Source organism: Janthinobacterium sp. GW821-FHT03A03 (assembly GCF_059421435.1).
Genome location: NZ_JBWKUZ010000004.1, coordinates 24,095 through 48,449, shown reverse-complemented (window position 1 = coordinate 48,449; position 24,355 = coordinate 24,095). Strand labels below are relative to the sequence as shown.

Sequence of the window (24,355 nt, the reverse complement as noted above, 5' to 3'; positions counted from 1 at the left end):
TGGGTGGTAGGGGTCTAGCGGGTGGAAAGATCGATGGCCGCGCCTTCGACGAAGACGGACACCGGCTGTAACCGGGAATCGAGGACGACGATATCGGCCCAGGCGCCGGGCGCCAGGCGGCCCCGTTCGGATTCGCCCAGGTAATCGGCGGGGTACAGCGAGAGGCGGTTCGAGGCGTCGGCCAGGTCCAGGCCCAGGTCGACGAAATTGCGCAGCGCCTGGTCCATGGTCAGCACGCTGCCGGCCAGCGAGCCCGTGGCCAGGCGCACGCAGCCCATGCATTTGTAGACGCGCTGCGTGCCCAGGCCGTATTCGCCATCTGGCATGCCGGTGGCCGAGGTGGCGTCCGTCACGCCGTACAGGCGGGGGATGGCGCGCAGGGCCGCGCGCAGGGCGCCCTTGGCCACATGCTGCAGGTCGGGGATGATTTCCGCGTATTCGGCATGCGCCAGCGCCGCGCCCACCATGCCGGGGTCGTAGTGCGTCATGCCCGTCATGCCGTTGTACAGGTGGGTAAAGCCCGAGACGCCGGCCTGCAGCGCCGCCACGCCTTCGTCATACGTGCCGGCGCTGTGGCCGATCTGCACGCGGATGCCCATGGCCGCCAGTTGCGGGATCAGTTCCAGGTGGCCGGCGATTTCCGGCGCCATGGTCAGCACCTTGATGGGCGCGATGGCGTGGAAGCGCTGCACCAGCGCCAGGCTGGCCTGCACCACGTCGGGCGGCTGCGCGCCCAGGCGGTGCAAATTTAAAAACGGCCCTTCCAGGTGCACGCCCAGCATGCGCGCGCCGTTGGAGGGGCGTTCGGCGATGACGCCGGCCAGGCCTTGCAGGGCGCGCACGATCGACGGTTCCTTGGCCGTCAGGGTGGTGCCCAGCAGGGCCGTGGTGCCGTGGCGCGCATGCACCTGCGCCACGCTGGCGCCCGCGTTTGCGCCTTCCATGATATCGACGCCGGCCGCGCCGTGCACGTGCAGGTCGATGAAGCCGGGCAGGATGGTCAGCGCGCTGTCGGCGGCGGGGTCTTCCTGTATCTGGACGATGCGCTGGTCAAAAGTGATGGTGCCCGTGATCCAGCCAGATGGGGTAAGGATTCTGCCGCTCAGCATGTGTTATTCCGCTATAAAAAGTTCGATGCCCAACTTGTGCAGCCCTTCGCGGTACTCCTGGCTGATGCTGGCATCGGTGATGACGGTATCGACGCGGTCCAGCTGCACGATGCGGTGCAGGCTGACGCGGCCGAACTTGGAGGCGTCCGTGAGGACGATGATTTTCTTCGCCCGTTCCACCATCTTGTGGTTCAGGCTCGCTTCCGCTTCATGGTGGGTAGTGACGCCAAACTGCAGGTCGAAGCCGTCCACGCCCAGAAACAGCTTGTCGAAACTGTAGGCCTGCAAGCAGGTTTCGGCCTGGCTGCCCTGGATCGACAGCGACTGCTTGCGCAGCAGGCCGCCCGTGAGGATCAGGTCCACGCCGGGCGCGTCGGCCAGCTCCCAGGCGATGTTGAGGCCATTCGTGGCCACCGTCACGCCGGTCGCGTCGCGCAGATGGCGCGCCAGCGAGATGGTGGTGGTGCCCGAGTCGATGATGATGTTGTCGCCCGGTTCCACCAGCCGCGCCGCATAGGCGCCGATGCGCTCCTTCTGCTCGTGGTTGATGGCGTCCTTCTGGCGTATCGTGTGTTCGGGCGGCGGCGTGCGCGTCAGGGTCGCGCCGCCGTGGCTGCGCGTGGCCATGCCTTGCGCTTCCAGCGCATTCAAGTCGCTGCGGATGGTGACCGCGGACACGCCGAGCTTTTCCACCAGATCGGTCACTTGCACCGAGCCCTGCTGGGCAAGCATTTGGAGGATGGATTCACGGCGTTGGCTGGTATTTCGCATGGTGGCGGGCTCGGTAAAAGTGAAAATACCGAGCTTAACAGATTGCCGCTTCGGCAATGACGGGCAGCGCCGCATTGCGGTTGCAGGCGCGCGCATATTGCGCCAGCAGGCTGCCGATCTTGTGCTCGATCAAGGCCGGCGCCTGCGCCGGCAGGCCGCCCTGCACCACGGCCAGGTACTGTTCCGGCAAGTGCTGGCTCAGCAGCGGCAGCGGAATCGCCACGGCGTCGAGGTTGGCCAGCAGCTTGCCGACGGCGGCCGCCACTTCCGGCTCGCCCCAGTAGTAGCGGCAGCGGTCGCTCAAGCCGTAGCGGCGCATCAATCGCTGTTCTTGCGGCGTGCCCAGGTAATGCTTGATCCAGTTCTTCGGCTTGGCCACCATCACGTCGTCGAGCACCTGCATCAGCTGCGAGGTGGCGTGCGCCGGCAGCAGCTCCTGCTCGATCTGGCACAGCGCATACAGCGCTTCGCGCAAGGCGAAGGTGGCGGCCGGACCCACTTTCAGGATGGCGAAATGGTCGCGCACCATGGCGTGCAGGGCCGATTCGCGCTGGTAGTCGGTGGAATGGGCTTCGAACACGAGGCCGGGCTGCTCGGCGACAAAGGCCGACAGCTCGGCGGCGGCCTGCGCATCGTAATGCTGGATGCTGCTCTGGTCGAAATCGACGCCAGGCTGCACCACCATGGCGATGACGCGGCGCCAGGCGCCGTGCAGCTCGTTGTCCAGGAAGGCGCGGCGGTGCACGTCCAGCGTGCGGCGCGCGGCCTGCGGGCTGGTGACGGCGCCGGCCTGCGCCAAGGACGCTTCGCCGCCGGGAACCGGCACTTCCGTGCCGATCACGTAGACGGGCGGGGCGAAGCCGGCGGCGGCGGCCGCCGTTTCGGCGACGATGCACAGGCGCGCCGAACGGGCGGCCACGGTTTCATCGTCGAGCTGCAGGGGATCATCGGCACAGCGCATGCTGCAATCGAGGTGGATTTTATGGAAGCCGGCCGACGCATACGCGGCGATCAGGGTCTCGGCGTGGGCCATGGCGGTGGCCGCGTCGAGCTGCTGCCAGGCGTTCGGACCCAGATGGTCGCCGCCCAGCACCAGGCGCTCGGTCGGGAAACCCTGTTCCCGGGCCAGTGCCAGCATGGTGTCGCGGAAAACGTGTGGTGTCATGCCCGTGTAGCCGCCGAACTGGTCGACCTGGTTCGAGGTCGCTTCGACCAGCAGCACGGTGTCGTACTCGCTGGCCACGCGCATGGCGGCGCGCAGCACGCTCGGGTGGCTGCAGCAGACGGCGTACAGGCCCACGCGCTCGCCGCGGCGGTGCGCCTTGATCACTTGCTGGATGGGCGACAGGGTAAAACTCGGGTTTTCCGCTTGCTTCATCATGTTGACGCCTTTATATGTTGTCGTATCAAAAGGGCCGCGCCGCGCGCGCCGCCGGCGTCGCCAAAGCGGGGCGGCAGGATGGGCGGCACGTGCACGCCGGGGAACAGGTGGCGTTTGATGGCGGCCGGCAGCTTGTCGTACAGGTGCGGCAATTTGGACAGGCCGCCGCCGAGCACGATGACGTGCGGGTCGTAGGCCAGCACCAGGCCGGCCAGCGCGTGGCCCAGCACGTCGAGGTGCACGGCCACCGTGCGTTCGGCCACGGCGTCGCCCATGTTGGCGCGTGCCACGATGGCCAGCGGCTCGGCGCCGTCGCCGCCGAAATGCGCGTGGAGTTTACTCATGGCGGGGCCGGAGACGTAGCGTTCCAGGCAGCCCGCCTTGCCGCACGGGCAGGCGTAATCGATCAGGCCATGCTGCGCCAGCAGGGTGGCGGGCAGGCTCCAGTGGCCCCATTCGCCGGCCACGCCGTTCAAGCCGCGCAGCAGCTGGCCGCCCACGCAGTAGCCGCCGCCGGCGCCCGTGCCGAGGATGGCGCCGAACATGCTGGCGGCATTCTCGGCCGCGCCGCCCTGCGCTTCGGACAGGGCGAAGCACTGGCAATCGTTGCCGATGGCGACGGGGCGCTGCAAGGTTTGCTGCAGCGTCTGCGCCACCAGGCGGCCGTTCAGCGCCGGCACATTGGAACTGAGCTGCCGGCCCGTGGCGCTGTCGATCACGCCAGGCAAGCCGATGCCGACGGGCGCCGTCGTGCCGAGGGCGGCATCGCCATGGGCCACCAGGTCGACGATGGCCTGCACGAAGGCGCTAAAATCGTCGCCCGGCGTGGCCACGCGCTCGCGGAACACCTCGGTCAATGCGCCGTCGCGGTCGGCAAAGGCGACCAGCTCCATCTTGCTGCCGCCGATGTCGATGCCGTGAAAGCCCTGGATGGAATTAGAATTGGTCATGGCCATAGATGGTGACGCCCTGCACGACACGGTTGACGATGCCGCCGGCGAATGGATTGTCGGGGCGCAGTTGCAGCAGCGCTGACTGGTGCAGCGCATATTGCTGCGCCATCAGCAGCCACAGCGGGGCCAGCCAGGCGTCGGGCCAGGCCGCGGCGTCGGCCGCCAAGTTGGCAGATAAGTCGCCGCCGATGCCCACCGTCAGGCACGTCTGCGCCACGCTGTCGCGCTGCAGTTCCTGCAGTAAGTCGTCTTCGTACTGGCGCGCCAATGGCTTGCTGCTGCGCAGCAGGATCACCAAGGACTCCGTGGTGACTGCCGATTTCGGGCCATGGCGGAAGCCGAGCGGCGTATTCGCCATGGCCATCACGCGCCCGCCCGTCAACTCGAGGATTTTTAATGCCGCTTCCTTGGCCAGCGCTTCCAGCGGGCCGCTGCCCAGGTAGACGACGCGCTGCACCGGCTGCGAGCCCAGCTCCGCCACGGGGGGCGACCAGTCGCGCAGGGCGTCTTCGCCCAGCTGCGCCAGGGTCTCGAGGCGCGCCACGTCGACGTCCTTGCCCAGTACCGACAGGGCCGCCAGCAGCATGCTGCTAAAGCTGCTGGTCATGGCGAAGCCCCGGTCGCAGCTGCCTTCCGGCATCAACAGGTTATAGGTATGGTCGTCGTTGGCGCCCTGGCGCGCCAGCTTGCCATCGGCGTTGCAGGTGATGTTCAGGAAGCGCGCGCCGGGCACGACCTGGCGCAGCAGCTCCACGGCCGCCAGGCTTTCCGGGCTGTCGCCGCTGCGGGCAAACGAGACGAGCAGGGTGGGTGCATCCGCCTCCAGGTACAGCTCATGGTGGGTCAGCAAAGTCGTGGTGGCGATGGCGCGGATCTGCGCGGGCCAGGCCGCGTTCAGGGTGTCGACGACGATTTCGCCCACATACGCCGAGCTGCCGGCGCCCGTCAGGATGACGCGCTGCTGCGGATGGGACAGCGCGTCGCCGAGGAAGGCGGCCAGGCTGGCTTGCTCCTTGCGCAAAATGCCGGCCAGTGCGCGCCAGATGGCCGGCTGGTGGGCGATTTCCTCGGCCGTGTGCAGGCCGCCGATGTCGCGCCAGGTTTGAATGTCACGCTGAAGAAGGGTAGTCATGTGAGGTCAGTAAAGTGTTTGTTGTGGTAAAGCATAAATACTAAATTTCGAAAAGTCAAATACGAAAGCAAAACGAAAGTAAATTGTCTGGTCGCTTGCGAAACAATGCCGCTTTATGGTGCTTGCACCATGCTGCGCTGCCGCATGAACGGGCTGGCGCTGCGGCCTGTCGCTGAAATGCCACGATAACGAAAGTGTGTTTTGTGGGATTTTGGCAAAACGTAAGAAAAATGTGCCAATTTTGGGCATTTTATTAATAAATTGACGTCATAACTTTCTTTTGATTGACGATATTTATTTTTCTTCTTAAAGTATTTCCATCGCATCGACTTTTTTGAAAGCCATCAGATGAAACCTCTCCCGCTTCCCCGCCGCGTGCTTGCCGCCTGTGTCCTCGCCGCCCTCGGCACCCTGGTCGCGCCGGGCCTGCAAGCCGCGCCTATCGGCAATTTGCAGACTCTCTCCGCCGTGCACGCGGCCGATGTGGCCAAGGGCGAGGTGCTGGGCTGGGATGTGCGCAGCGATACGGGCATGCAGCTGCGTATCAGCCTGCCCCAGGCGGACGTGCTGCGCATCCAGGCGGGCGGCAAGGGCGGCTTGACGGGCCCGGGCGACAAGGCCGCGCCCATCGTCGTCGGCCAGCCTGCCGCGCAGGTGGCGTACCAGATCGATGAGCAGCCCGGCCATATCGTGATCAGCACCGAAGCCCTGAGCCTGCGCATCGACCGCAAACCCTTGCGCTTTACCCTGTTCCGCAAGGGGGACACGGCGCCCCTGTGGCGCGAAGTGCAGCCGCTGTCGCTCGACGACAAGCAGGGCGTGCAGGTGCTTTCCAGTTTGCCGGGCGAGCGCTATTTCGGCGGCGGCCAGCAGAATGGGCGCTTCGAATTCAGGGGCAAGCAGGTGCCCGTGTCGTATTCGGGTGGCTGGGAAGAAGGCGACCGCCCGAATCCCGCGCCATTTTTGATGAGTTCACGGGGCTGGGGCATGCTGCGCAATACCTGGTCCGATGGTAATTACGACTTGCGCGACAGCCAGCAGATCTCGCTGCAGCACGCGGAAGGGCGCTTCGACGCGTATTTCTTCGTCGGCAAGGACCTGCGCGACGTCGTCGCCCGCTATACGGACTTGACGGGCCGCGCGCGCATGCTGCCGCGCTGGGCGCTGGAATACGGCGACGCCGATTGCTACAACGATGGCGACAACGTGAAGAAACCCGGCTCCGTGCCGAAGGGCTGGACGGACGGCCCCACGGGCAAGACGCCGGACGTGGTGCAAAGCGTGGCGCGCCAGTACCGCGAACACGACATGCCGGGCGGCTGGATCCTGCCCAACGACGGCTACGGCTGCGGCTACACGAATTTGCCGGAAACGGTGAAGGGGCTGGCAGGCTACGGCTTCCGCACGGGCCTGTGGACGGAAAACGGCGTCGACAAGATCGCCTGGGAAGTGGGCCAGGCGGGCAGCCGCGTGCAAAAGCTGGACGTGGCGTGGACGGGCAAGGGCTATCAGTTTGCCATGGACGCGAACAAGTCGGCCTATGACGGCATCCTGAACAACTCCGACAGCCGCCCCTTCCTGTGGACGGTGATGGGCTGGGCCGGCATCCAGCGCTACGCCGTGGCGTGGACGGGCGACCAGAGCGCCAGCTGGGACTACATCCGCTGGCACATTCCGACCCTGATCGGCTCGGGCCTGTCCGGCCAGGCGTATGCGTCCGGCGACGTGGACGCCATCTTCGGCGGCAGCCCGGAAACCTATCTGCGCGACTTGCAGTGGAAAAGCTTTACGCCCGTCCTGATGGGCATGTCCGGCTGGGCCGCGGCCGAGCGCAAGCACCCGTGGTGGTTCGATGAGCCATACCGCGACATCAACCGCCGCTATTTGAAACTCAAGATGCGTTTGACGCCGTATATGTATACGCTGGTGCGCGAAGCGGAGCAATCGGGCGCGCCGCTGGTGCGCGGCTTGATGTGGGATTACCCGCAAGACCCGGTCGCCTATACGGAAGCCTACAAATACCAGTTCCTGCTGGGTCGCGACGTGCTGGTGGCGCCCGTCTACCGCAGCCAGGCCGTCAGCGGCGGCTGGCGCAAGGGCATCCACCTGCCGCAGGGCACGTGGTACGACTACTGGGATGGCCGCCAGGCCACGGCGGACGCGAAGGGGCGCGACCTCGATCTGCAGGTCACCCTGGACAAGCTGCCCGTGTTCGTGCGCGCCGGTGCCATCCTGCCCATGTATCCGGAAATGCTGTACGACGGCCAGAAGCCGAAGGACCAGCTCACGCTCGACATCTACCCGCACGGCGAGTCTGAATATACCTTGTATGAAGACGATGGCAACACGCGCCAGTACCAGGGCGGCGCCTTCAGCCAGCAAGTCATCCGCATGCGCCAGGCGGGCGGCGACGTGCGCGTGGACATCGGCGCCGTCGATGGCAACTACCAGGGCCAGGAAGCGCGCCGCGGCTATGCGCTACGCATGCTGGCGGGCCAGCGCCCGGCCGCCGTCAAGGCGGGCGAGCGCGTGATCGCGACCTCCTCCGACCGCGCCGCCTACGACAAGGCGCCCGAAGGCTGGTATTTCGACGCGGCAGACAGGCAAGGCACCGTGCACGTGAAAGTGGCGGCGCAGGATATCCGCCAGCCCTTGACCTTGCAGGTGGCCGGCGCGCTGGCCGTGGCGCGTATCGATGCCGACTTCCCCGCCGCCCCCGTGCCGGGCCGCGCCTTGCCGGCCGACGCCATGCAGGTGGTGGCGCGTCCTGCGGAAGAAAGCGGCTACCCGCTGGAAAACGCCTTCGATGGCAAGCCGGAGACGTGGTTCCGCACCGTGCGCAGCCCGTCCGTGAAAAGCGGGCCGCACGAATGGGTGATCGGCTTTACGGAGCGGCGCCTGGTCGATGGCATCGAACTGGCGCCGCGCAACGATCAGCACTGGAAGCATGGCCAGGTGCGAGACTACGAAATCTACATCGGCGACAACAACGGCGACTGGGGCGCGGCGCTTGCGCGCGGCACCCTCAAGCTGGAACAGGGCGTACAGACGATCAATTTCCCCGCCACGGCCGGGCGCTTGCTGCGCTTCCGCGTCATGAGCACGCAAAATCCGGAAGGCGACGGCGCCGCGTCCACCGATCCGATGGTCACGGCGGCGCAGGCCGGGCCTGTGGCGCGCGCGTTCGACGCGGCGCTGGCGACCGACGTGGCGCCCGTCACCTTGTCCGCATTCCGCGTGCTTGAGCACCGCGTGGCCGATGGCGAGGAGGTACAGCGCTATCTGTCGGACCTGGCGCTGCCGAAGGCTGTCGCGAAAGACCGGCCGGCCGGCAAGGCCGCCGAGATGCGCATGAACGGGCTGTGGTTCCGCAAGGGCCTCGGCGTGGGGCCAGCCAGCCGCATCGACCTGCAGCTGGCGGGCAACTGGAATCTGCTGCGCGCCGACCTGGGCGTGGACGACAGCTGCCGCGGCGCGGGCGGCTTGCAATTCCAGGTCTGGAGCGGCGAGCGGCTGCTGTACGACAGCGGGCTGGTCACGGCTCCCGGGGTGGTCAAGCCCGAAATCGACGTGCGCGGCCTGAGCCAGCTCAGTTTGCGCACCCTGGGCGCGCGCGGCGCCCGACCGGCCCAGGTGTGCGGCAACTGGGCCAACGCCATCTTGACCGGCACGCAAGGCGCGACTGTCAAGCCGCGCTAACTACTTCAATCATTTCACTAACAAGGAGCCCCTCTTCGGACCGGGGAGGGGCTCTTGCAGCCTGACGAAAACAAATCACTTATAAAAGGGAGATGGGAATGCACTTGAAAAAACTGATGGCCGCCATGGTGGCGGTAGGGCTGGCGTCGACGGCGCTGGCAGCGGAAGAGGACAAACTGGCGCGCGTCGAAGTGACGGGTTCCAGCCTGAAGCGCATCAACGCGGAAACGGCGTCGCCCGTGCAGGTGATCAACGCCAAGCAGATCGAAAACATGGGCGCGCTCACCTTGCTGCAGGTGCTCGACAACCTGCCTGCGGCCCGTCCGGCGCAGCAGGATTTCCGCTCGATGTTCACGGGGTCGGACGGCGGTTCGCAGGCGAACCTGCGCGGCATGGGTGCGCAGGGCACCCTGGTGCTGCTCAATGGCCGCCGCCTGTCGTTCTACGGCGCGCCGGCCGGTTTCCAGACCATGTTCGTCAATATCGACGCCATCCCGGCCGCCGCCATCGAGCGCATGGAAATCCTGACGGACGGCGCGTCGGCCGTGTATGGCTCCGATGCCGTGGCCGGCGTCATCAACGTGATCACCAAGAAGTCGTATCAAGGGCTGGAGGCGCGCGCCAACGGCGAGTTTTCGCCCAGCGTGAAAGCCTATGGCGAACGCCAGGCCAGCGTGCTGTATGGCGTCGGCGACATGGCCAGCGACGGCTACAACATCTATGGTTCCGTCAACGTCTACCAGCGCGACCGCATCGCGCTGGCCGATACCTGGCAGAAGCGCCCATCATATTTTTATGTGAATAATCCGAATTTCATCCCCAACATGCGCGTGGGCGTGGGCAGCGAGCCGGGCGTAATGAACCCGGGGACCTTCTTTGTCTTCGACAAGGCCAACAACAATGCGCGCACCCAGCGCGCCGCGCCAGGCTGCAACACCAGCATCAGCGAGGCGTCGGGCACGCGCTGCGTGTGGAATGCGCTGCCCAACCAGCTCGACACGGGCCCCACCTCGGAGCGCGCCACGGCTTACCTGAGCGGCCGGCTGAAGCTGGGCGGCGACATGGAAGCGTTCGCGGAAGGCGCCTACACCCACATCAAGATGCGCGGCGAGAATGGCCCCTCCAGCTTCAACAGCGGCAGCACGAACAACTGGTTTGCGCGCAACACGGGCACCACCCTGAACACCTTCGCCACGCCTTTCCTGAGCCCGAATAACGTCTACCTGAAGGGCAAGCTCGATGCCGACATGGTGGCCAAGATGGGCGGCGCGGCGGGCCTGAACTACCTGCTGCAGGATGCCACGGGCCATTTCGGCCAGAAGAACGTCGATGAAAACTACCGCGCGCTCGTCGGCCTGCGCGGCGGCATCGGCGGCGGCTGGGATTTTGAAACGGCGCTCAGCGTGGCGGGCAGCCATTCCACCCTGTTCCAGACGGCCAACCTGAACATCAATGGCTTCAAGCAGGCGTTCGGCCCGTTCACGAAAGATCCCGTCAGCGGCCGCACGTATATCGCGGACAATCCCGCCTACAAGTTCGGCGAAATCAGCGAGGCCAATGCGGCGCTGCTGCGCGCCGCCTACCCGACCTTCGCCATTGAATCGTGGACCAAGCTGATGACGTGGGACGCCAAGCTGGAAGGCACGCTGTTCAAGCTGGGCGAGCGCGAAGTGCGCGCCGCCGTGGGCACCAACGTCATGCGCGAGAGTTTTCTCACGCCCGGCAACGCGGATGCGGCCAATGGCCTGATCACGCAGCAGGGCGGTTCCTGGTTCGATGGCAAGCGCACCATCGCGGCCGTGTTTGGCGAAGTGGTGCTGCCGCTCAGCGACACCCTGGAAGTCAATGCGGCCGCGCGCCTGGACAAATACCCGCATTTTTCGGCCAACCTGGCGCCCAAGCTGGGCGTGATCTGGCGCGCGCGGCCCGACCTGATGCTGCGCGGGACGTATTCGGAAGGCTTCCGCGCGCCGAACCTGGCTGAATCGGGTTCGGGCGGCGTGTTTGCGCAGGTGGGCGGCATCCGCGACACGGTGCGCTGCGATGAAACGAATGCCATGGCGCGCGCCCTGATGAAGTCCAAAGTGGCGACGGATGCGGACCTGGGCAAGAGCCTGCTCAATTCGAACTGCTCCACGACTGTGGGCGGCCTGACGCCGCCGAACCAGAACCTGCGCCCGGAAAAGGCCAAGATTTCGACCGTGGGCCTGGTGCTGCAGCCGGCCAAGGACGTGAGCATCTCGATCGACTACTGGTTCATCAACCGCCGCGACGAAATCGTGCGCCAGGACTTCAACGAGCTGTTTACGGAACTGGTGGGCAAATACGGCCCGACCCTGGCCGGCACGTCGAGCGCCATCCGCAACGACTTGACGGACACGGACCGGGGCAATATGGCGGCGGTGGCTGCCATGTGCGCCAATCCAGCCAACGCGGGCGTGTGCGCGGGCGGCGTGCCGGGCTACTCGGTGGGCAACCTGGGCGGCTTGATCAACTCGTACTCGAACCGCGGCCGCACTCTGATGGACGGCGTGGACATCGACGCGCGCACGCGCTTTTCGCTCGGCGACTGGGGCAAGCTGAGTACCGGCATCGCCGCCACCATCCGCAAGCGCGACACCCATGACAGCGAAGACGGCAGCGATATCAAGGGCAATACCGTCGGCTACTACGATTCGCCGCGCTACCGCGCGACAGTCAACGCCGACTGGAGCTACCGCAACTTCGTCAGCAGCGTGTTCATCAACTATTCGGGCAAGACGCGCTGGGCCTACGGTCCGTGGGACAAGGACAACACGCCGGAAAACTGCACTGCCGCTTCCGTGTCCCTGCCAGCGGGGCAGTGCAAGGGTGCGCCGTCGTACACGACGGTCAACCTGGCCTTCAGCTGGAAGCCGTTCAAGAACTTCGACGTGGGCCTGAACGTGAAGAACGCGTTCAACAAGCAGCCGTACTACGACCCGAACGGCTGGGAAGGCTACAACCATAGCCAGGACCTGTTCGGCCGCCAGTTTGCCCTGTCGGCCAGCTACAAGTTCTTTTAACACCTGATGCCGCCCCGGCCTGCCTGCGGGCCGGGGTATTGCGATGAAAAGAAAAAGACAACATTCCGAAATGCGCAATACGAAAGATAAACGTAAGTTATGGGCGATTGTCCTGTCGTCTTTCGCGTTTTTCTCTCCCCGTCACTGCGCGATTTGTGCCTTCCCGACGGTCTCCTTGTGTGCGCGTGTATCTGCTACACCACGATAACGAAAGTTATCTGCGGAGAAACTCATTAAAACGAAAGATAAATCGCATTTATTTGCTCATTTTAGAGATAAATTTGCGTTATTACTTTCTTTTCATTGACGGTAGTTATTTTTCTTTTTAAAGTATTTCCAAGAAAACGAAAATCAGCCGATACGGACTGGTTTCCCGGAAGGTGCAACTGCCTGGCTCCGCCTTCCGACGATCACCATAAAAATGGCGCCCCACGGCTTCGTCACGGAGCGAGGGAAGGCGCCGATAACCCTCGAATAGATGGAGACACCCATGCATAGCACACGACTCAAATTGCGCGACATCAGCCGCGCCGCCGCCATCGTCATCGCCCTGGCGGCCGGCGTGCCAGGCCAGGCCTGGGCACAGTCGAACGCCACCAGTACCATCTTCGGCGAAGTGAGTGCGCCGGCTGGCGCCACCGTGGTGCTGGAAAACCTGGCGACGGGCGTGCAGCGCACCCTGACGCCCGATGCGTCGGGCCGCTACGTGGCCAACTCCATGCCGCCGGGCCGCTACGCGGTGCGCGTGCTGCGCGCCGGTGCGGTCGAAGCGACGCAGGAAGTCGAGGCCTTGATCGGCGCGGGCGCCGAAGCCAACTTCGGCCCGGCCAGCGCGCCCGGCCCCGTGGGCCAGGAACAGACCGTCGTGGTGAAGGCGTCGCGCAATCCGATCGACGTGTCGAACACCAACAATGGCGTGATCTTCACGGCCAAGGAGCTCAAGGCGTTACCAGTCGGTAACGATGTCGCCTCCATCGTGCAGCTGACGCCGGGCGTTTCGCGCGGCACCAACAGCGTGTATGGCAATGCACCATCGATCGGCGGCTCGGGCCAGTCCGAAAATGCGTTCTACGTCAACGGCTTCCCCATCACTAACCTCCTGACCCAGGTGGGCGCGTCGGAGCTGCCGTTCGGCGCGATCTCCAACCTGCAGGTGCTGTCGGGCGGCTATGGTTCGGAATTCGGCCGCTCCACGGGCGGCGTGATCAACATCACCACCAAGAGCGGCGGCAACAAGGTCGAATTCGGCGGCAAGGTCTCCATCATCCCCCGCTCGCTGAAGGGCACGACGGAAAACCGGTATTACCCGAACACGGGCGCCAATCCGAAGACGGATGGCACCTTGAAGTACTGGAACCGCGATAACGGCAGCACCAGCAAGGTCGTCGGCCTGTACGGCAGCGGACCGCTGATCAAGAACAAGCTGTTCGCCTTCGTGGCGCTGGAACAGACGCGCACGGACGGCGGCGCCGTCGCCGGTGCGCGCGACGACCTGGTCGACAAGGTGCTGCCGAACGGCTGGCGCGAGAGCAAGAGCAAGGTTGACCGCATGATGGCCAAGCTGGACTACAACCTGACGGACGACCATCACTTTGAATATACCAAGCTGTATGACCGCACGACGACGGACAGCCAGAGCTATGGTTTCGACTATGCCACCTTGAAACGCAACAACGTGCCTGGCGGCGGGAGCGAGACCACCTTCAACTGCTGCGGCTCGTCGGCCGCGCCGGGCGCGAATGTCGACATCTTCAAGTACACGGGCTACCTGACGGATAACCTGACGGTGACGGCGATGATGGGGCAGTCGCGCACTTCGCACCGCCGTACCCCGGAAGGCTACAATCCGCTGCTGGCGCAAACGTCGTCGAATGAATCGACCCAGGTGCCTGGCCTGACGTACACCAATCCGCAAACGGTGACCGGTACTCTGGTCGACCCGTCGTCGGAAGACCGCCAGAAGGCCAAGCGCCTGGACCTGGAATACAAGCTGGGCAAGCATTCGCTGCGCGGCGGCATCGACCGCATCGACGTGGAATCGAAAGTGGGCCTGAGCCTGGCCGGCGGATACCGCTGGAGATACGAGAAGGTCAAGGATCCGACGCTCCTGATCAACGGCGCCTTTGAAACGCCGGCACAGGGCAACGGCTACGGCAAGGATGGCTATTACGTCAGCAAGGAATTGAACGCCAACCTGGCGCGTCCGACCAGCGTGCAATCGGCGCAGTACATTCAGGACCATTACCAGGTCACGGAACGGGTGCTGCTGGACCTGGGCCTGCGCCGCGAACAGTTCACCAACTACAGCACCGATGGCGTGGCCTTCATTTCACAGCGCAACATGATCGCCCCGCGCGTGGGCGCCACCTGGGATTACCTGGGCGACGGCACCCTGAAATTCTTCGCCAATGGCGGCCGTTACCACTTGCCGGTGCCGTCGAATTTGTCGAGCAACATGGCCAGCCCCTTCCTGGCCACCAGCGAGATGTTCACCTACACGGGCGTCGATCCCGTCACGGGCGCGCCGACGGGCCTGCACGCCATCAGCAAGCCGTATTCGGCCAACAACGCGTATGGACAGAGCCGCGATGCGCGCGAAGTGACGGCCGTCGGCCTCAAGCCGCTGTCGCAGGATGAATTCTCGCTGGGCTTCGAACGCGCCCTGAGCAAGAAGCTGGTGGTGGGCGCCAGCTTCCTGTACCGCAAGCTGAACGACACCAACGACGACACCTGCGACGAGCGTCCGCTGCAAGCCTGGGCCACGCGCAACGGCGTCGATACGGGCAACTGGAGCGGCTTCCAGTGCGCCATCATCAACCCGGGCCGCGACAACAGCCTGATGGTGGACTTTGACGATGGCAAGGGCCTGCGCCGAGTGGATATTTCGGCGGCGGAGTGGGGCAACCCGCTGCCATCGCGCACCTACCGCGCCTTGAACATGTTCATCGAGCACCCGTACACGGATGGCTGGTACGGCAAGCTGACCTACACCTTGTCCGGCCTGAAGGGCAATATGGAAGGCCAGACGGACAGCATCGGCGGCGGCGACGTGGGCCTGACGGTGAGCGACGACCACAAGGAATTGATGTACAACGCGTATGGCTACCTGCCGGGCGACCACCGCCACGCCTTCAAGGCCTACGGCTTCATGCAGCTCATCCCGGACGTGATGGTGGGCGCCAACCTGTCGCTGATCTCGGGTGCGCCGCGCAACTGCATCGGCGCGCTGCCCGATAACCTGAAGTTCGAGAACAATTACGGCGATTCCTACTTCTATTGCAATGGCAAGCCGGCGCCGCGCGGCAGCCAGGGCCGCCTGCCATGGCAAGCCCAGCTGGACATGAATGTGGCCTATACTCCCAGCGCCGTCAAAGGCCTGAGCCTGAAAGTGGACGTGTTCAATGTGTTCAACAGCCAGACCGTGACCCGTTACACCGAAACGCGCGAAGACCATGGCGCCATCTCCCGCAATTACCTGCAGGTCGATGGACGCACGGCGCCGCGTTCCGTGCGCTTTACGGCTGAATACACCTATTAAACTGCAGCCGGCCCGCCGTGCGGCGGGCCGGTGACGATCATTACCAACGGAAGCGAGTAGAGACCAATGACAACACAAATCAATCGACGCAATTTCCTCTCCGCCAGCGCCGCGCTGGCCGGTGGCGCCATGGCCGGCAGCGCACTGCTGCCCGGCGACGCCAACGCCGCCCCTGTGGCCGGCCGCGACAAGGTCCGCCTGGGCGTGATCGGCACGGGCATGCGCGGCCAGGTGCTGCTGGCCGAACTGGTGCGCCGCGACGACGTGGAAGTGGTGGCCCTGTGCGATATCGAACCGATCATGCTGAAACACGCGCTGGGCCAGGTGGCAAAAGCCGGCAAGCCGCGTCCGCGCACGTATGGCGAAGACCGCGACCAGAAAGCCTACAAGCGCATGCTGGACGCGGGCGGCCTCGATGGCGTGATCATCGCCACGCCGTGGGAATTCCACGCACCGATGGCGATTGCCGCCATGCAGGCGAAAATCGCCGTCGGCTGCGAAGTGGTGGCCGGCATCACCCTGCAAGACCACTGGGATGTCCTGAATACCCAGTTGAAGACCGGTACGCCGTACATGTTGCTGGAAAACGTGTGCTACCGCCGCGACGTGATGGCGGCGCTGCAGATGGTGCGCGCCGGCCTGTTCGGCGAACTGCTGCACCTGCAGGGCGGCTATCAGCACGATCTGCGCGCCGTCAAATTCAACAGCGGCAATCCCGCCAAGCCGTACGGCGGCGGCGTGGAATTCGGAGAGAAGGGCTGGTCGGAAGCCCATTGGCGCACGCAGCACTCGGTCGAGCGCAATGGCGAGCTGTATCCGAGCCACGGCATCGGCCCGTGCGCCATGTACACCAACATCAACCGCGGCAACCGCTTTACGCGCATCAACGCCTTCGCCAGCAAGGCGCGCGGCTTGCACGACTACATCGTCAAGCAGCCGGGCGGCGCGCAGCATGCGAACGCCAAGGTGAAATTCAAGCTGGGCGATATCGTCACCACCACCCTGGCCTGCGAGAACGGCGAAACCATCATCCTGCAGCACGATACCAGCCTGCCGCGCCCGTACTCGCTGGGCTTCCGCGTGCAAGGCACGGACGGCCTGTGGATGGACCTGAATAATTCCATCCACATCGAAGGCGTCAGCAAGCCGCACCAGTGGGACGATTTCAAACTCTACCAGGACAAGTATGACCACCCCGTTTGGCGCAAGTACGCGGCGCAAGCCGAAGGCGCGGGCCACGGCGGCATGGACTTCTTCGTCATCCACGCCTTTGTCGAAGCATTGAAGGCCAACGCGCCGATGCCGATCGATATCTACGACGCCGTGACGTGGAGCGCCATCACGCCCCTGTCCGAGCAATCGATCGCCGCCAACTTCCAGACCCTGGATTTCCCGGACTTCACGGGCGGGCAGTGGAAATCGCGCAAGCCGATCTTCGCCCTCGACGGCAAGTACTAAGCCTTAACGACCCGCTACCGCACCAGTTGCCGTAGCGGGTTTTTTCTATCCCCATGCGTTTTTCAACCGCGGCGCAGGTGCGCAGGCCAGTGTTCGCCCGTCGCAAAGCTTCACCACCAGGAGACGTCGATGAAACACAGAAGTGCATTATTCCATGCCATCCTTCCCGTCATGCCCTTGCTGCTGGCGGCCTGCGGCGGCGCCACCGCCACGGGCAACGGCAATACGGCCTTGCTGGCCGCCAGCGTGGCCGCGCCCGCCACGTCCGCCACCGTGGAACTGGCTGGCAACGCCTTCATCACGAGCGGGAATGAGGGCGCCGTCATCAGCGAGCGCGGCCTGTCCGGCTGGAGCAATCCCGCTGCCGTCGCCAGCACCTACTTCCGCGTGGCCGGGGCGGGCCCCGTGCAGGTGGCGCTCGACGCCAGCCTGGCCGACGGCGGCAACAGCACCATCCGCGTGAAGATCAACGGCACGCCGTTCGACGTCAAGCTGGCCGGCAAGGAGCGCAAGACCTATGCCGTGGGCACGGTGAACGTGGCGGCGGCCGGCTATGTGAAGGTGGACTTGCAGGGACTGTCGCGCGCAAAGGCCACGTTTGGCGACGTTGCGGCGCTGAAGGTGACGGCGAACGCCGCGCTCAATTACGCCAACGATCCCGCCAATTACTACTGGTCGCGGCGCGGCCCGTCCGTGCACATGGGCTACGCGGTACCGGCCAATACCGAGTATTTTTATAACGAGATGACGATCCCCGTGGGCCAGGACGCCGTCGGCTCCTACTTCATGGCCAACGGCTTTGGCCAGGGCTACATGGGCATCCAGGTGAAATCGCCCGGCGAGCGCTGGATACTGTTCTCCGTGTGGGACGCCGACAATGGCGCGAAGACCACCCTGGTCAGCAAGGGCGCCGGCGTGGTCGACAATGCGTTCGGCGGCGAGGGCACGGGCGGGCAGACCTATCTGTCGTATAACTGGGCTGCCGGCACGACGTACCGTTTCATCACGCGCGCGCGGCCCGACGGCAATGGCGGCAGCGATTACTCGGCCTGGTTCTTCGCGCCCGAGACGGGCAAGTGGCGCTACATCGCCACCTGGAAGCGGCCGGCGATTTCCACGTATTTGACGGGCGTGCATTCCTTCCTCGAGAATTTCATCGATACCCTGGGCTACACGGAGCGCCGCGTCCAGTTCGGCAACCAGTGGGCAAGGAGTGCATCGGGCACCTGGTCGGAAGTGACGGCGGGGCGCTTCACGGGCGACGCCACGGCCACCAATGCGCAGCGCATGGATTACGCGGGCGGCGTGGAAAACGGCAGGTTCTACCTGCATAACGGCGGCTTCTTTGCCGACTATGTGAAGACCAGCCAGAACTTCACGCGCCCGGCCACGGGCCTGCCGCCCGCCGTCGATGTGAGCGCCTTGCCGGTGCAATAGGCGTGGTCTCTCAGAACGGCCGCTTGCCCACCGTCGCTTCAATGCCGCGATAGTAAGTGAGCGGCCGGACTATCGTCACTCCCATCAATGCCGCCGCCTGGATGATGTCGTCTGTATCGCGCCGGTACACCACCAGCGCATCCATTTCGTCGGAGCCGTTGCCGTCGATCTGGATCAGCTCATAGCCGCCGTCGTCCACGGCGCGCTGCGCCAGTTCCGTGTCCAGCCATTCGAAATAGGGCAGCGCGCTGCCGCCGCTGTCCTCGAGCATCTCGTACGGGAAGTCGGGGAATTCGTCGAATATGTCCTGTATCTGTTCGTGCAGTTCATCGAGCTTGTCGCTCGACGCCGTATAGCAGGCCAGGTGCAAGAGGATCGCGTCCGTGTAGGCTTGCGCATCGCTGTCGACCCACTCGTTGCGTGGCGCGGAGGGCGCAGCAGTGATGGCGGTGACGGCTTCGTCGAGTTCCTCGCCTTCCAGGTCGCCGCAGGTGAGCTTGGTCAGCAGTTCAGATAGCAGCATGGTTGCCTTTCAATAGTGTGGATGCATGGCCAGGGAGGCCTGCGTGTTGAAGTGTTGCCAATACTATCATTGCCGCGTATCTGGGCGCGCTCTGCAGAACTTGCAACGTGCGCTACGCCGGCGGACGCGATCATCATGGCAGCGTTTGCAAGCAGCGCGTCAGGCAGGCATTTGCCGGGCGCTTGCGCCGCAGCACCGCATAGATATAGAATGCGAATCATTATTATTTGCGAACCAGGGAGTATGCGACGTGTCGGCTGCCCAACCCGGCGTTCACCAGGAGGTGGGCAGCCTGTATCACGATCACCACCGCTGGCTGCAAGGCTGGCTCAGGCACAAGCTGGGCAACGCCTTTGATGCGGCCGACGTGGCGCACGACACCTTCATGCGCCTGCTCAATCGCGAGGAAAGCATCGCCGCGCGCGAGCCGCGCGCCTTCCTGACGACGGTGGCCAAGGGTGTGCTGGGCAATCTGTACCGCCGGCGCGACCTGGAGGCGGCCTACCTGGAAACGCTGGCCAGCCTGCCGGCGCAGCACGCGCCCGATCCCGAGGCGCAGGCGATCCTGCTCGAAGCCCTGTTCGACATCGACCGCCGCCTCGATGGCCTGGCGCCTGCCGTGCGCCGCGCCTTTCTGTTGGCGCAGCTCGATGGCATGCCGCAGGCGGCCATCGCGCTGGCACTGAATGTCTCGCTGGCCACCGTGCAGCGCTACCTGGTCAAAGCCATGCACCAGTGTTTCTTTGCGCATCCGGCATCGTGACGGGCGCCTTCACGCCGGAAGCGGCCAGCCTGCAAGCGGTGGAATGGCTGGTCCGCCTGCAGGCCGGCGACGCGACGGCGGAAGTGGAGCACGCGTGGCGCGCCTGGCGCGACAGCGACCCCGAACATGAGCAAGCCTGGCAGCATGTGGAAGGCTGCATGGCGCGCATGCGTGCCTTGCCCGCGCCGCTGGCGCATGGCACGCTGGCGCGCAAACCCGCGCATGCGCAGGCGAATGCGGCGCGCCGGCAGTCGCTCAAGCTGCTGGCGTTGCTGGCCGTGGGCGGCGGCGCCTGGCTGGCGGGCGGCGATGAACAGGCGCGTTTCTGGTTCGCGGATTACCGTACCGGCACGGGAGAATTACGCCACGTGGTGCTGGATGACGGCACGCGCATCGCGCTCAATACGGCGTCCAGCATCGACGTGCGCTATGACGCGGGCCAGCGCCTGGTGACGCTGCTGAAGGGCGAAATCATGGTCACTACGGCGCGCGACCCGGCCGGCCGGCCATTTTTCGTGCAAACGGCGCAAGGCCGCTTGCAACCGGTGGGCACGCGCTTTGCCGTCCGCATGGAAGGCGACCGCACGCAGCTGGGGGTGTTCGCCGGTGCCGTCGTCATTCAACTGGAACATGCGCCCGATGCGGCGGGCAGGCTGCAGGCGGGCCGGCAAACCAGCTTTACGGCGGCGCAGATCGGCGCGATTCGGACCTTGCCCGCCGGCGCAGACGCGTGGACGGCCGGCATGCTGGTGGCGCACGACATGCCGCTGGCGGAGTTTATCGGCGAGCTGGCGCGCTACCGCCCTGGGCGCCTGGCTTGCGATCCGGCCATCGCCCACTTGCGCGTGTCAGGCATCTACCCGCTGGCCGATACGGGGCAGGTGCTCGACATGCTGACGCGCACCTTGCCCGTCGACGTGCGCCAGAGCACGCGCTTCTGGGTGAGCGTGACGCCGCATCGGCAGCATGCATGAATATTTTCTGAAAAGTGAGGGGTTTGCGATTTTCGCGTGACATAGCAAGTGAACCCTTCATTCACTTTCAGGAAAACAGTCCGCATGCCCAGCACAACACTTATTCACGTTTCTTCCGCTTCCAGTACCTGCCGCCGCAGCGTGGCGGCGCTGGCCGTCAGCCACGCCCTGTGGCTGCTCGCCGCCAGCGGCGCTTTCATCTCGGCTCCAGCGGCCCAGGCCGCGAATGCGGCGCGCATCGCGCTGGAGATACCGGCCGGCACCCTGGAACAGGTGCTGGTGCGCTTCGGCCAGCAGACGGGCACCATGATTTCCTATCAGGCCGCGGCGCTGGCGGGCAAGCGCAGCGCCGGCCTGGCGGGCAGCTACAGCGTGCCAGAAGCGCTGGGCGCCATCGTCGCCGGCTCGGGCCTGCGCGCCGTGCCGCAGGCCAATGGCGGTTATGTGCTCGACGCGGCAGCGGCCGATGGCGGCCAGACCATGCCCGAGATGAAGGTCAGCGCCCGCTTTGATGCGAACGGCGCGACGGAAGGCAGCGGCGCGTACACGACGCAGAGCATGCGCTCGGCCACGCGCCTGGGCCTGTCCGTGCGCGAGACGCCGCAGGCCGTCAGCGTGGTCACGCGCCAGCAGATGGATGACCAGAACCTGCAAACGGTGGAAGAGGTGCTGCAAAACGCGGCCGGCATCGCCATCAACCGTTACGACAGCGACCGCACTTCGTTCTTCGCGCGCGGTTTTTCCATCGCCAGCTACCAGTATGACGGCATACCCACCACGGTCGACAATGCATTCAACGTGGGCGACAGCACCCTGGACATGACGGCCTACGACAGGGGCGAGATCGTGCGCGGCGCCACGGGCCTGCTGACGGGCGCGGGCGAGCCGTCCGCCACCATCAACCTGGTGCGCAAGCGCGCGTCATCGAGGCAGCTGGCCGGGAATGCGGCCCTGAGCCTGGGTTCCTGGAACAATGCGCGCGCCAGCGCCGACCTGTCCACGCCCCTGAGTGCCGACGGCAAGGTGCGCGCAAGAGTCGTGGCCAGCTACCAGGACAGCGAATCGTATGTGAATCTGTATCATGGCAAGAAGGCCATGGCGTATGCCACCGTCGAGGCGGATCTGGCGCCCGGCAGCGTGCTGATCGCCGGCTATGAATACCAGGATAACCGCCCGCGCGGCGGCATGTACGGCGGCCTGCCGCTGTGGTATGCGGATGGCGAACGGGCCACGTTTTCCCGCGCCACCACCACGGCGACCGCCTGGAGCCGCTGGTTCAGCACCAGCCAGACGGCTTTCCTGCGCCTGGAGCAGGAGCTGGGCAAGGGCTGGAACCTGACGGCCATGCTGAATCACGGCTGGGGCAATTATTCGGCGGCCGAACTCTTCGCCAATACCTGGCCGGACAAGGCCACGGGCCAGGGCGTGACGGGCTATGCCGGCTTTTACTCGGGCACGCGGCGCCAGGACAGCGTCGACGCCTATGCGCAGGGGCCGCTGCAGCTGCTGGGCCGCACGCACGACCTGGCGTTCGGCGTCTCGGGCAGCAACCAGTTCGCCAGCAACCCCGGCATTGCCGGCGGCAGCGTCGACTACGGCAATTTCCATCAATGGCAGGGCGTGACGCCGGAGCCGGACTGGAACGACCCGAATTTCTCGCGCTGGAAGCTGCTCGACACGGTGCAGCAGCGCGGCATCTATGGCACGGCGCGCTTTTCGCTGGCCGACCCCTTGAAGCTGATCGTCGGCGCGCGCTACAGCCGCTACAAGGCTGATCATATCGATGACTGGGGTGGCGGCTACGCCTACGCCAAGCATGCCGTCACACCGTACGCGGGGCTGGTATGGGATATCGATGCGCAGCACGCGCTGTACACCAGCTACAGCAAGATCTTCAAGCCGCAGGGCTACCAGGACCGGTTCGGCCGCTATCTCGACCCCGTGCAGGGCAAGAATGCGGAGGCGGGCGTGAAGGGCGAGTATTTCGGCGGCAAACTCAATGCGGCGCTGGCCGTGTTCCGCATCGCGCAGGATGGCCTGGCGCAGGAAGACACGGGCCATTTTGTCGGCAACTCCCTGACGCAGGCGTACTACGCGGCTTCGGGCACCACCAGCAAGGGCGTGGAACTGGACGTGTCGGGCGAGCTGGCCAAGGACTGGAACGTCTCGGCCAGCGTGTCGCACGCGGCGGCCGAGGACAACACGGGCGCGCGCCTGAACAGCTATGTGCCGCAGACCCTGGCGCGCGTGTTTTCCACCTGGCAGTTGCCTGGCGGCTGGCGCGCCTTGTCGCTGGGCGGCGGCGTGAACTGGCAGAGCGGCGCTTACCGCGATGCCACGGGACCGAACGGTGTCGAGCGCGTGGAGCAAGGCGGTTATGCGGTGGCCGGCCTGATGGTGAAATATGCGCTGTCGCGTCAGCTGTCGCTGCAGGCGAACGTCAACAATCTGTTCGACAAGCATTACTACAGCCAGCTTGGCATGTACAACCAGGGCTACTGGGGCGCGCCGCGCAATGCCAGCGTCACCCTGCGCTACCTCTTCTGATGCGCTTACCTGGTGCTACAGCGGCCATGCCTGTTTGGTAACGGCCACGGCGACGATGTAGGCGAATACCAGCACGGCTGCCGCGAAGGCGGCGCCGCGCACGGCCGGCGTCTTGCCCCGCTTCAGGGCGATGGTGCCCAGCACGATGTAGGCCAGCAGCGCGCACAGCTTGGCGGCCAGCCACGGCTGGCTGCCCGGCGACTGGCCGCTCCACACGGCCAGGCCGATGGCGCTGGCCAGCAGGGCCGTGTCGATCAGGTGCGGCAGGATTTTTACCCAGCGCTGCTGCAAGGCGGGCGAGGCGCGCAGCATCCAGGCGCCGCGCAAGAGGAACAGCGCTCCGCTGGCGGCGGCGCAGCCCATGTGAAAATGCTTGAGGCTCAGATAATCCATGCGTGATGTGGTGGGCGTTGATTGATCGTGGCGACAGCATAGCCGCCTTTGGCCTTCCGCACCATACGCCGTCGGGATGAGACGGGACTAAGGCAGGAATTTGACGTACACCAGCTCAGGGTCGCCCTCGTCGAGATGGTCGATCCGGCCGCTGCGCACGAAGCCCGCGCTGGCGAACAGCCCTTGCGCGGCGCCGTTGGACTGGTTCGTCGACGTAAACAGTTTGGCCGTCGTGCACGCGTGCGCGGCGGCCGCCAGCAGGCGCAATCCCACGCCGCGGCGCTGGTGCGCGGGCGCGACCACCGCCAGCGAAACAAAACCGTGGCCGAAGAAGTCGTCGTGCGTGAGCACATAGCCGGCCACCTGACCGGCCCGGATGGCCACCTGGCACTGCCCCTTGCCGACGGCGGCGCGCACGGCCTCGCCGCGCTCCGGGTGCGCCTGGGCATAGGCATCGCAAGCCAGCATGGCTGCCACATCGCCAGCCTGGGCCGCGCGGGTGATGATCTCGTCTGCTTCGTGCCTGTTCTGCATGCCGTTCCTTTTCTCCAGGCGCCGAGTGTGCCAAAAATGCGCCGGTTTGTAAAACACCCGCCATCCAGGCTAGGCCCGCACCGCGCCATCTAGTCACTT

General features: G+C 65.2%; 16 protein-coding genes. 8 read left to right on the top strand and 8 right to left on the bottom strand.

The window, feature by feature from the left end; genetic code table 11:
* Window positions 1–14 precede the first annotated feature (14 nt).
* The 5 genes from AC07VI_RS11165 to AC07VI_RS11145 are packed head-to-tail and all read right to left on the bottom strand — an operon-like array spanning window position 15 to window position 5,346.
* Window positions 15–1,109: an N-acetylglucosamine-6-phosphate deacetylase gene (locus AC07VI_RS11165; protein ID WP_099420470.1), complete on the bottom strand. Its 1,095-nt coding sequence runs from the start codon at window positions 1,107–1,109 to the stop codon at window positions 15–17.
* Window positions 1,110–1,112: 3 nt separating this feature from the next.
* Window positions 1,113–1,880, bottom strand: a complete 768-nt coding sequence (locus tag AC07VI_RS11160; RefSeq protein WP_070223655.1) for a DeoR family transcriptional regulator — start codon at window positions 1,878–1,880, stop codon at window positions 1,113–1,115.
* A 34-nt stretch (window positions 1,881–1,914) separates the two neighbouring features.
* A complete protein-coding gene (locus tag AC07VI_RS11155) occupies window positions 1,915–3,258 on the bottom strand; it encodes a D-tagatose-bisphosphate aldolase, class II, non-catalytic subunit (protein ID WP_492996306.1) in 1,344 nt (447 codons plus the stop codon).
* Window positions 3,258–4,211 (bottom strand): ROK family protein, encoded by a 954-nt coding sequence (locus AC07VI_RS11150; RefSeq protein ID WP_492993867.1) that lies wholly within the window; start codon window positions 4,209–4,211, stop codon window positions 3,258–3,260. Before AC07VI_RS11150 ends, AC07VI_RS11155 begins: the two co-directional genes overlap by 1 nt.
* A complete protein-coding gene (locus AC07VI_RS11145) occupies window positions 4,198–5,346 on the bottom strand; it encodes an SIS domain-containing protein (protein ID WP_492993869.1) in 1,149 nt (382 codons plus the stop codon). The genes AC07VI_RS11150 and AC07VI_RS11145 overlap by 14 nt, the downstream gene beginning before the upstream one ends.
* A 348-nt stretch (window positions 5,347–5,694) precedes the next feature.
* On the opposite strand from AC07VI_RS11145, the gene AC07VI_RS11140 reads away from it, so the two are divergent.
* From AC07VI_RS11140 to AC07VI_RS11120, 5 genes are all read left to right on the top strand, one after another.
* Window positions 5,695–9,045, top strand: a complete 3,351-nt coding sequence (locus AC07VI_RS11140; RefSeq protein ID WP_492993871.1) for a TIM-barrel domain-containing protein — start codon at window positions 5,695–5,697, stop codon at window positions 9,043–9,045.
* A 98-nt stretch (window positions 9,046–9,143) separates the two neighbouring features.
* Window positions 9,144–12,089 carry a TonB-dependent receptor plug domain-containing protein gene (locus AC07VI_RS11135; RefSeq protein ID WP_492993873.1) on the top strand — a complete coding sequence of 982 codons (2,946 nt, stop codon included), beginning with the start codon at window positions 9,144–9,146 and terminating at the stop codon, window positions 12,087–12,089.
* Between the two features lie 490 nt (window positions 12,090–12,579).
* The gene (locus AC07VI_RS11130) at window positions 12,580–15,627 is read left to right on the top strand and encodes a TonB-dependent receptor (RefSeq protein ID WP_099375401.1); all 3,048 of its coding nucleotides are present in this window, start codon (window positions 12,580–12,582) and stop codon (window positions 15,625–15,627) included.
* A 66-nt stretch (window positions 15,628–15,693) separates the two neighbouring features.
* Entirely contained in the window at window positions 15,694–17,085 is a 1,392-nt protein-coding gene (locus AC07VI_RS11125; RefSeq protein WP_216356388.1) for a Gfo/Idh/MocA family protein, read from the top strand.
* A gap of 129 nt (window positions 17,086–17,214) precedes the next feature.
* Window positions 17,215–18,522 carry a DUF3472 domain-containing protein gene (locus AC07VI_RS11120; RefSeq protein WP_492993876.1) on the top strand — a complete coding sequence of 436 codons (1,308 nt, stop codon included), beginning with the start codon at window positions 17,215–17,217 and terminating at the stop codon, window positions 18,520–18,522.
* Window positions 18,523–18,532: 10 nt separating this feature from the next.
* Here the strand turns inward: AC07VI_RS11120 and AC07VI_RS11115 are convergent, their stop codons facing one another.
* A complete protein-coding gene (locus AC07VI_RS11115; RefSeq protein ID WP_492993878.1) occupies window positions 18,533–19,045 on the bottom strand; it encodes a hypothetical protein in 513 nt (170 codons plus the stop codon).
* A gap of 250 nt (window positions 19,046–19,295) precedes the next feature.
* Here AC07VI_RS11115 and AC07VI_RS11110 point away from each other — a divergent pair, with 250 nt between their 5' ends.
* From AC07VI_RS11110 to AC07VI_RS11100, 3 genes are all read left to right on the top strand, one after another.
* Complete coding sequence (locus AC07VI_RS11110; RefSeq protein WP_492993880.1) at window positions 19,296–19,808, top strand: sigma-70 family RNA polymerase sigma factor; 513 nt, start codon at window positions 19,296–19,298, stop codon at window positions 19,806–19,808.
* Window positions 19,781–20,782 carry a FecR domain-containing protein gene (locus AC07VI_RS11105; RefSeq protein ID WP_492993882.1) on the top strand — a complete coding sequence of 334 codons (1,002 nt, stop codon included), beginning with the start codon at window positions 19,781–19,783 and terminating at the stop codon, window positions 20,780–20,782. The genes AC07VI_RS11110 and AC07VI_RS11105 overlap by 28 nt, the downstream gene beginning before the upstream one ends.
* Before the next feature lie 84 nt (window positions 20,783–20,866).
* Window positions 20,867–23,329 carry a TonB-dependent siderophore receptor gene (locus tag AC07VI_RS11100; RefSeq protein WP_492993884.1) on the top strand — a complete coding sequence of 821 codons (2,463 nt, stop codon included), beginning with the start codon at window positions 20,867–20,869 and terminating at the stop codon, window positions 23,327–23,329.
* A gap of 15 nt (window positions 23,330–23,344) precedes the next feature.
* Here the strand turns inward: AC07VI_RS11100 and AC07VI_RS11095 are convergent, their stop codons facing one another.
* Both AC07VI_RS11095 and AC07VI_RS11090 read right to left on the bottom strand, forming a co-directional pair.
* Complete coding sequence (locus AC07VI_RS11095) at window positions 23,345–23,722, bottom strand: SirB2 family protein (protein WP_086147392.1); 378 nt, start codon at window positions 23,720–23,722, stop codon at window positions 23,345–23,347.
* 87 nt (window positions 23,723–23,809) lie between these two features.
* Window positions 23,810–24,256 carry a GNAT family N-acetyltransferase gene (locus tag AC07VI_RS11090; RefSeq protein WP_492993886.1) on the bottom strand — a complete coding sequence of 149 codons (447 nt, stop codon included), beginning with the start codon at window positions 24,254–24,256 and terminating at the stop codon, window positions 23,810–23,812.
* Window positions 24,257–24,355: the final 99 nt, after the last annotated feature.

Excerpts from the sequence above, each read along its gene's own strand:
- AC07VI_RS11165 (WP_099420470.1), bottom strand. The coding sequence starts at position 1,109 with ATGCTGAGCGGCAGAATCCTTACCCCATCTGGCTGGATCACGGGCACC.
- AC07VI_RS11130 (WP_099375401.1), top strand. The coding sequence starts at position 12,580 with ATGCATAGCACACGACTCAAATTGCGCGACATCAGCCGCGCCGCCGCC.
- AC07VI_RS11155 (WP_492996306.1), bottom strand. The coding sequence starts at position 3,258 with ATGAAGCAAGCGGAAAACCCGAGTTTTACCCTGTCGCCCATCCAGCAA.
- AC07VI_RS11120 (WP_492993876.1), top strand. The coding sequence starts at position 17,215 with ATGAAACACAGAAGTGCATTATTCCATGCCATCCTTCCCGTCATGCCC.
- AC07VI_RS11150 (WP_492993867.1), bottom strand. The coding sequence starts at position 4,211 with ATGACCAATTCTAATTCCATCCAGGGCTTTCACGGCATCGACATCGGC.
- AC07VI_RS11095 (WP_086147392.1), bottom strand. The coding sequence starts at position 23,722 with ATGGATTATCTGAGCCTCAAGCATTTTCACATGGGCTGCGCCGCCGCC.
- AC07VI_RS11125 (WP_216356388.1), top strand. The coding sequence starts at position 15,694 with ATGACAACACAAATCAATCGACGCAATTTCCTCTCCGCCAGCGCCGCG.
- AC07VI_RS11140 (WP_492993871.1), top strand. The coding sequence starts at position 5,695 with ATGAAACCTCTCCCGCTTCCCCGCCGCGTGCTTGCCGCCTGTGTCCTC.
- AC07VI_RS11145 (WP_492993869.1), bottom strand. The coding sequence starts at position 5,346 with ATGACTACCCTTCTTCAGCGTGACATTCAAACCTGGCGCGACATCGGC.
- AC07VI_RS11160 (WP_070223655.1), bottom strand. The coding sequence starts at position 1,880 with ATGCGAAATACCAGCCAACGCCGTGAATCCATCCTCCAAATGCTTGCC.
- AC07VI_RS11135 (WP_492993873.1), top strand. The coding sequence starts at position 9,144 with ATGCACTTGAAAAAACTGATGGCCGCCATGGTGGCGGTAGGGCTGGCG.
- AC07VI_RS11100 (WP_492993884.1), top strand. The coding sequence starts at position 20,867 with ATGCCCAGCACAACACTTATTCACGTTTCTTCCGCTTCCAGTACCTGC.
- AC07VI_RS11090 (WP_492993886.1), bottom strand. The coding sequence starts at position 24,256 with ATGCAGAACAGGCACGAAGCAGACGAGATCATCACCCGCGCGGCCCAG.
- AC07VI_RS11115 (WP_492993878.1), bottom strand. The coding sequence starts at position 19,045 with ATGCTGCTATCTGAACTGCTGACCAAGCTCACCTGCGGCGACCTGGAA.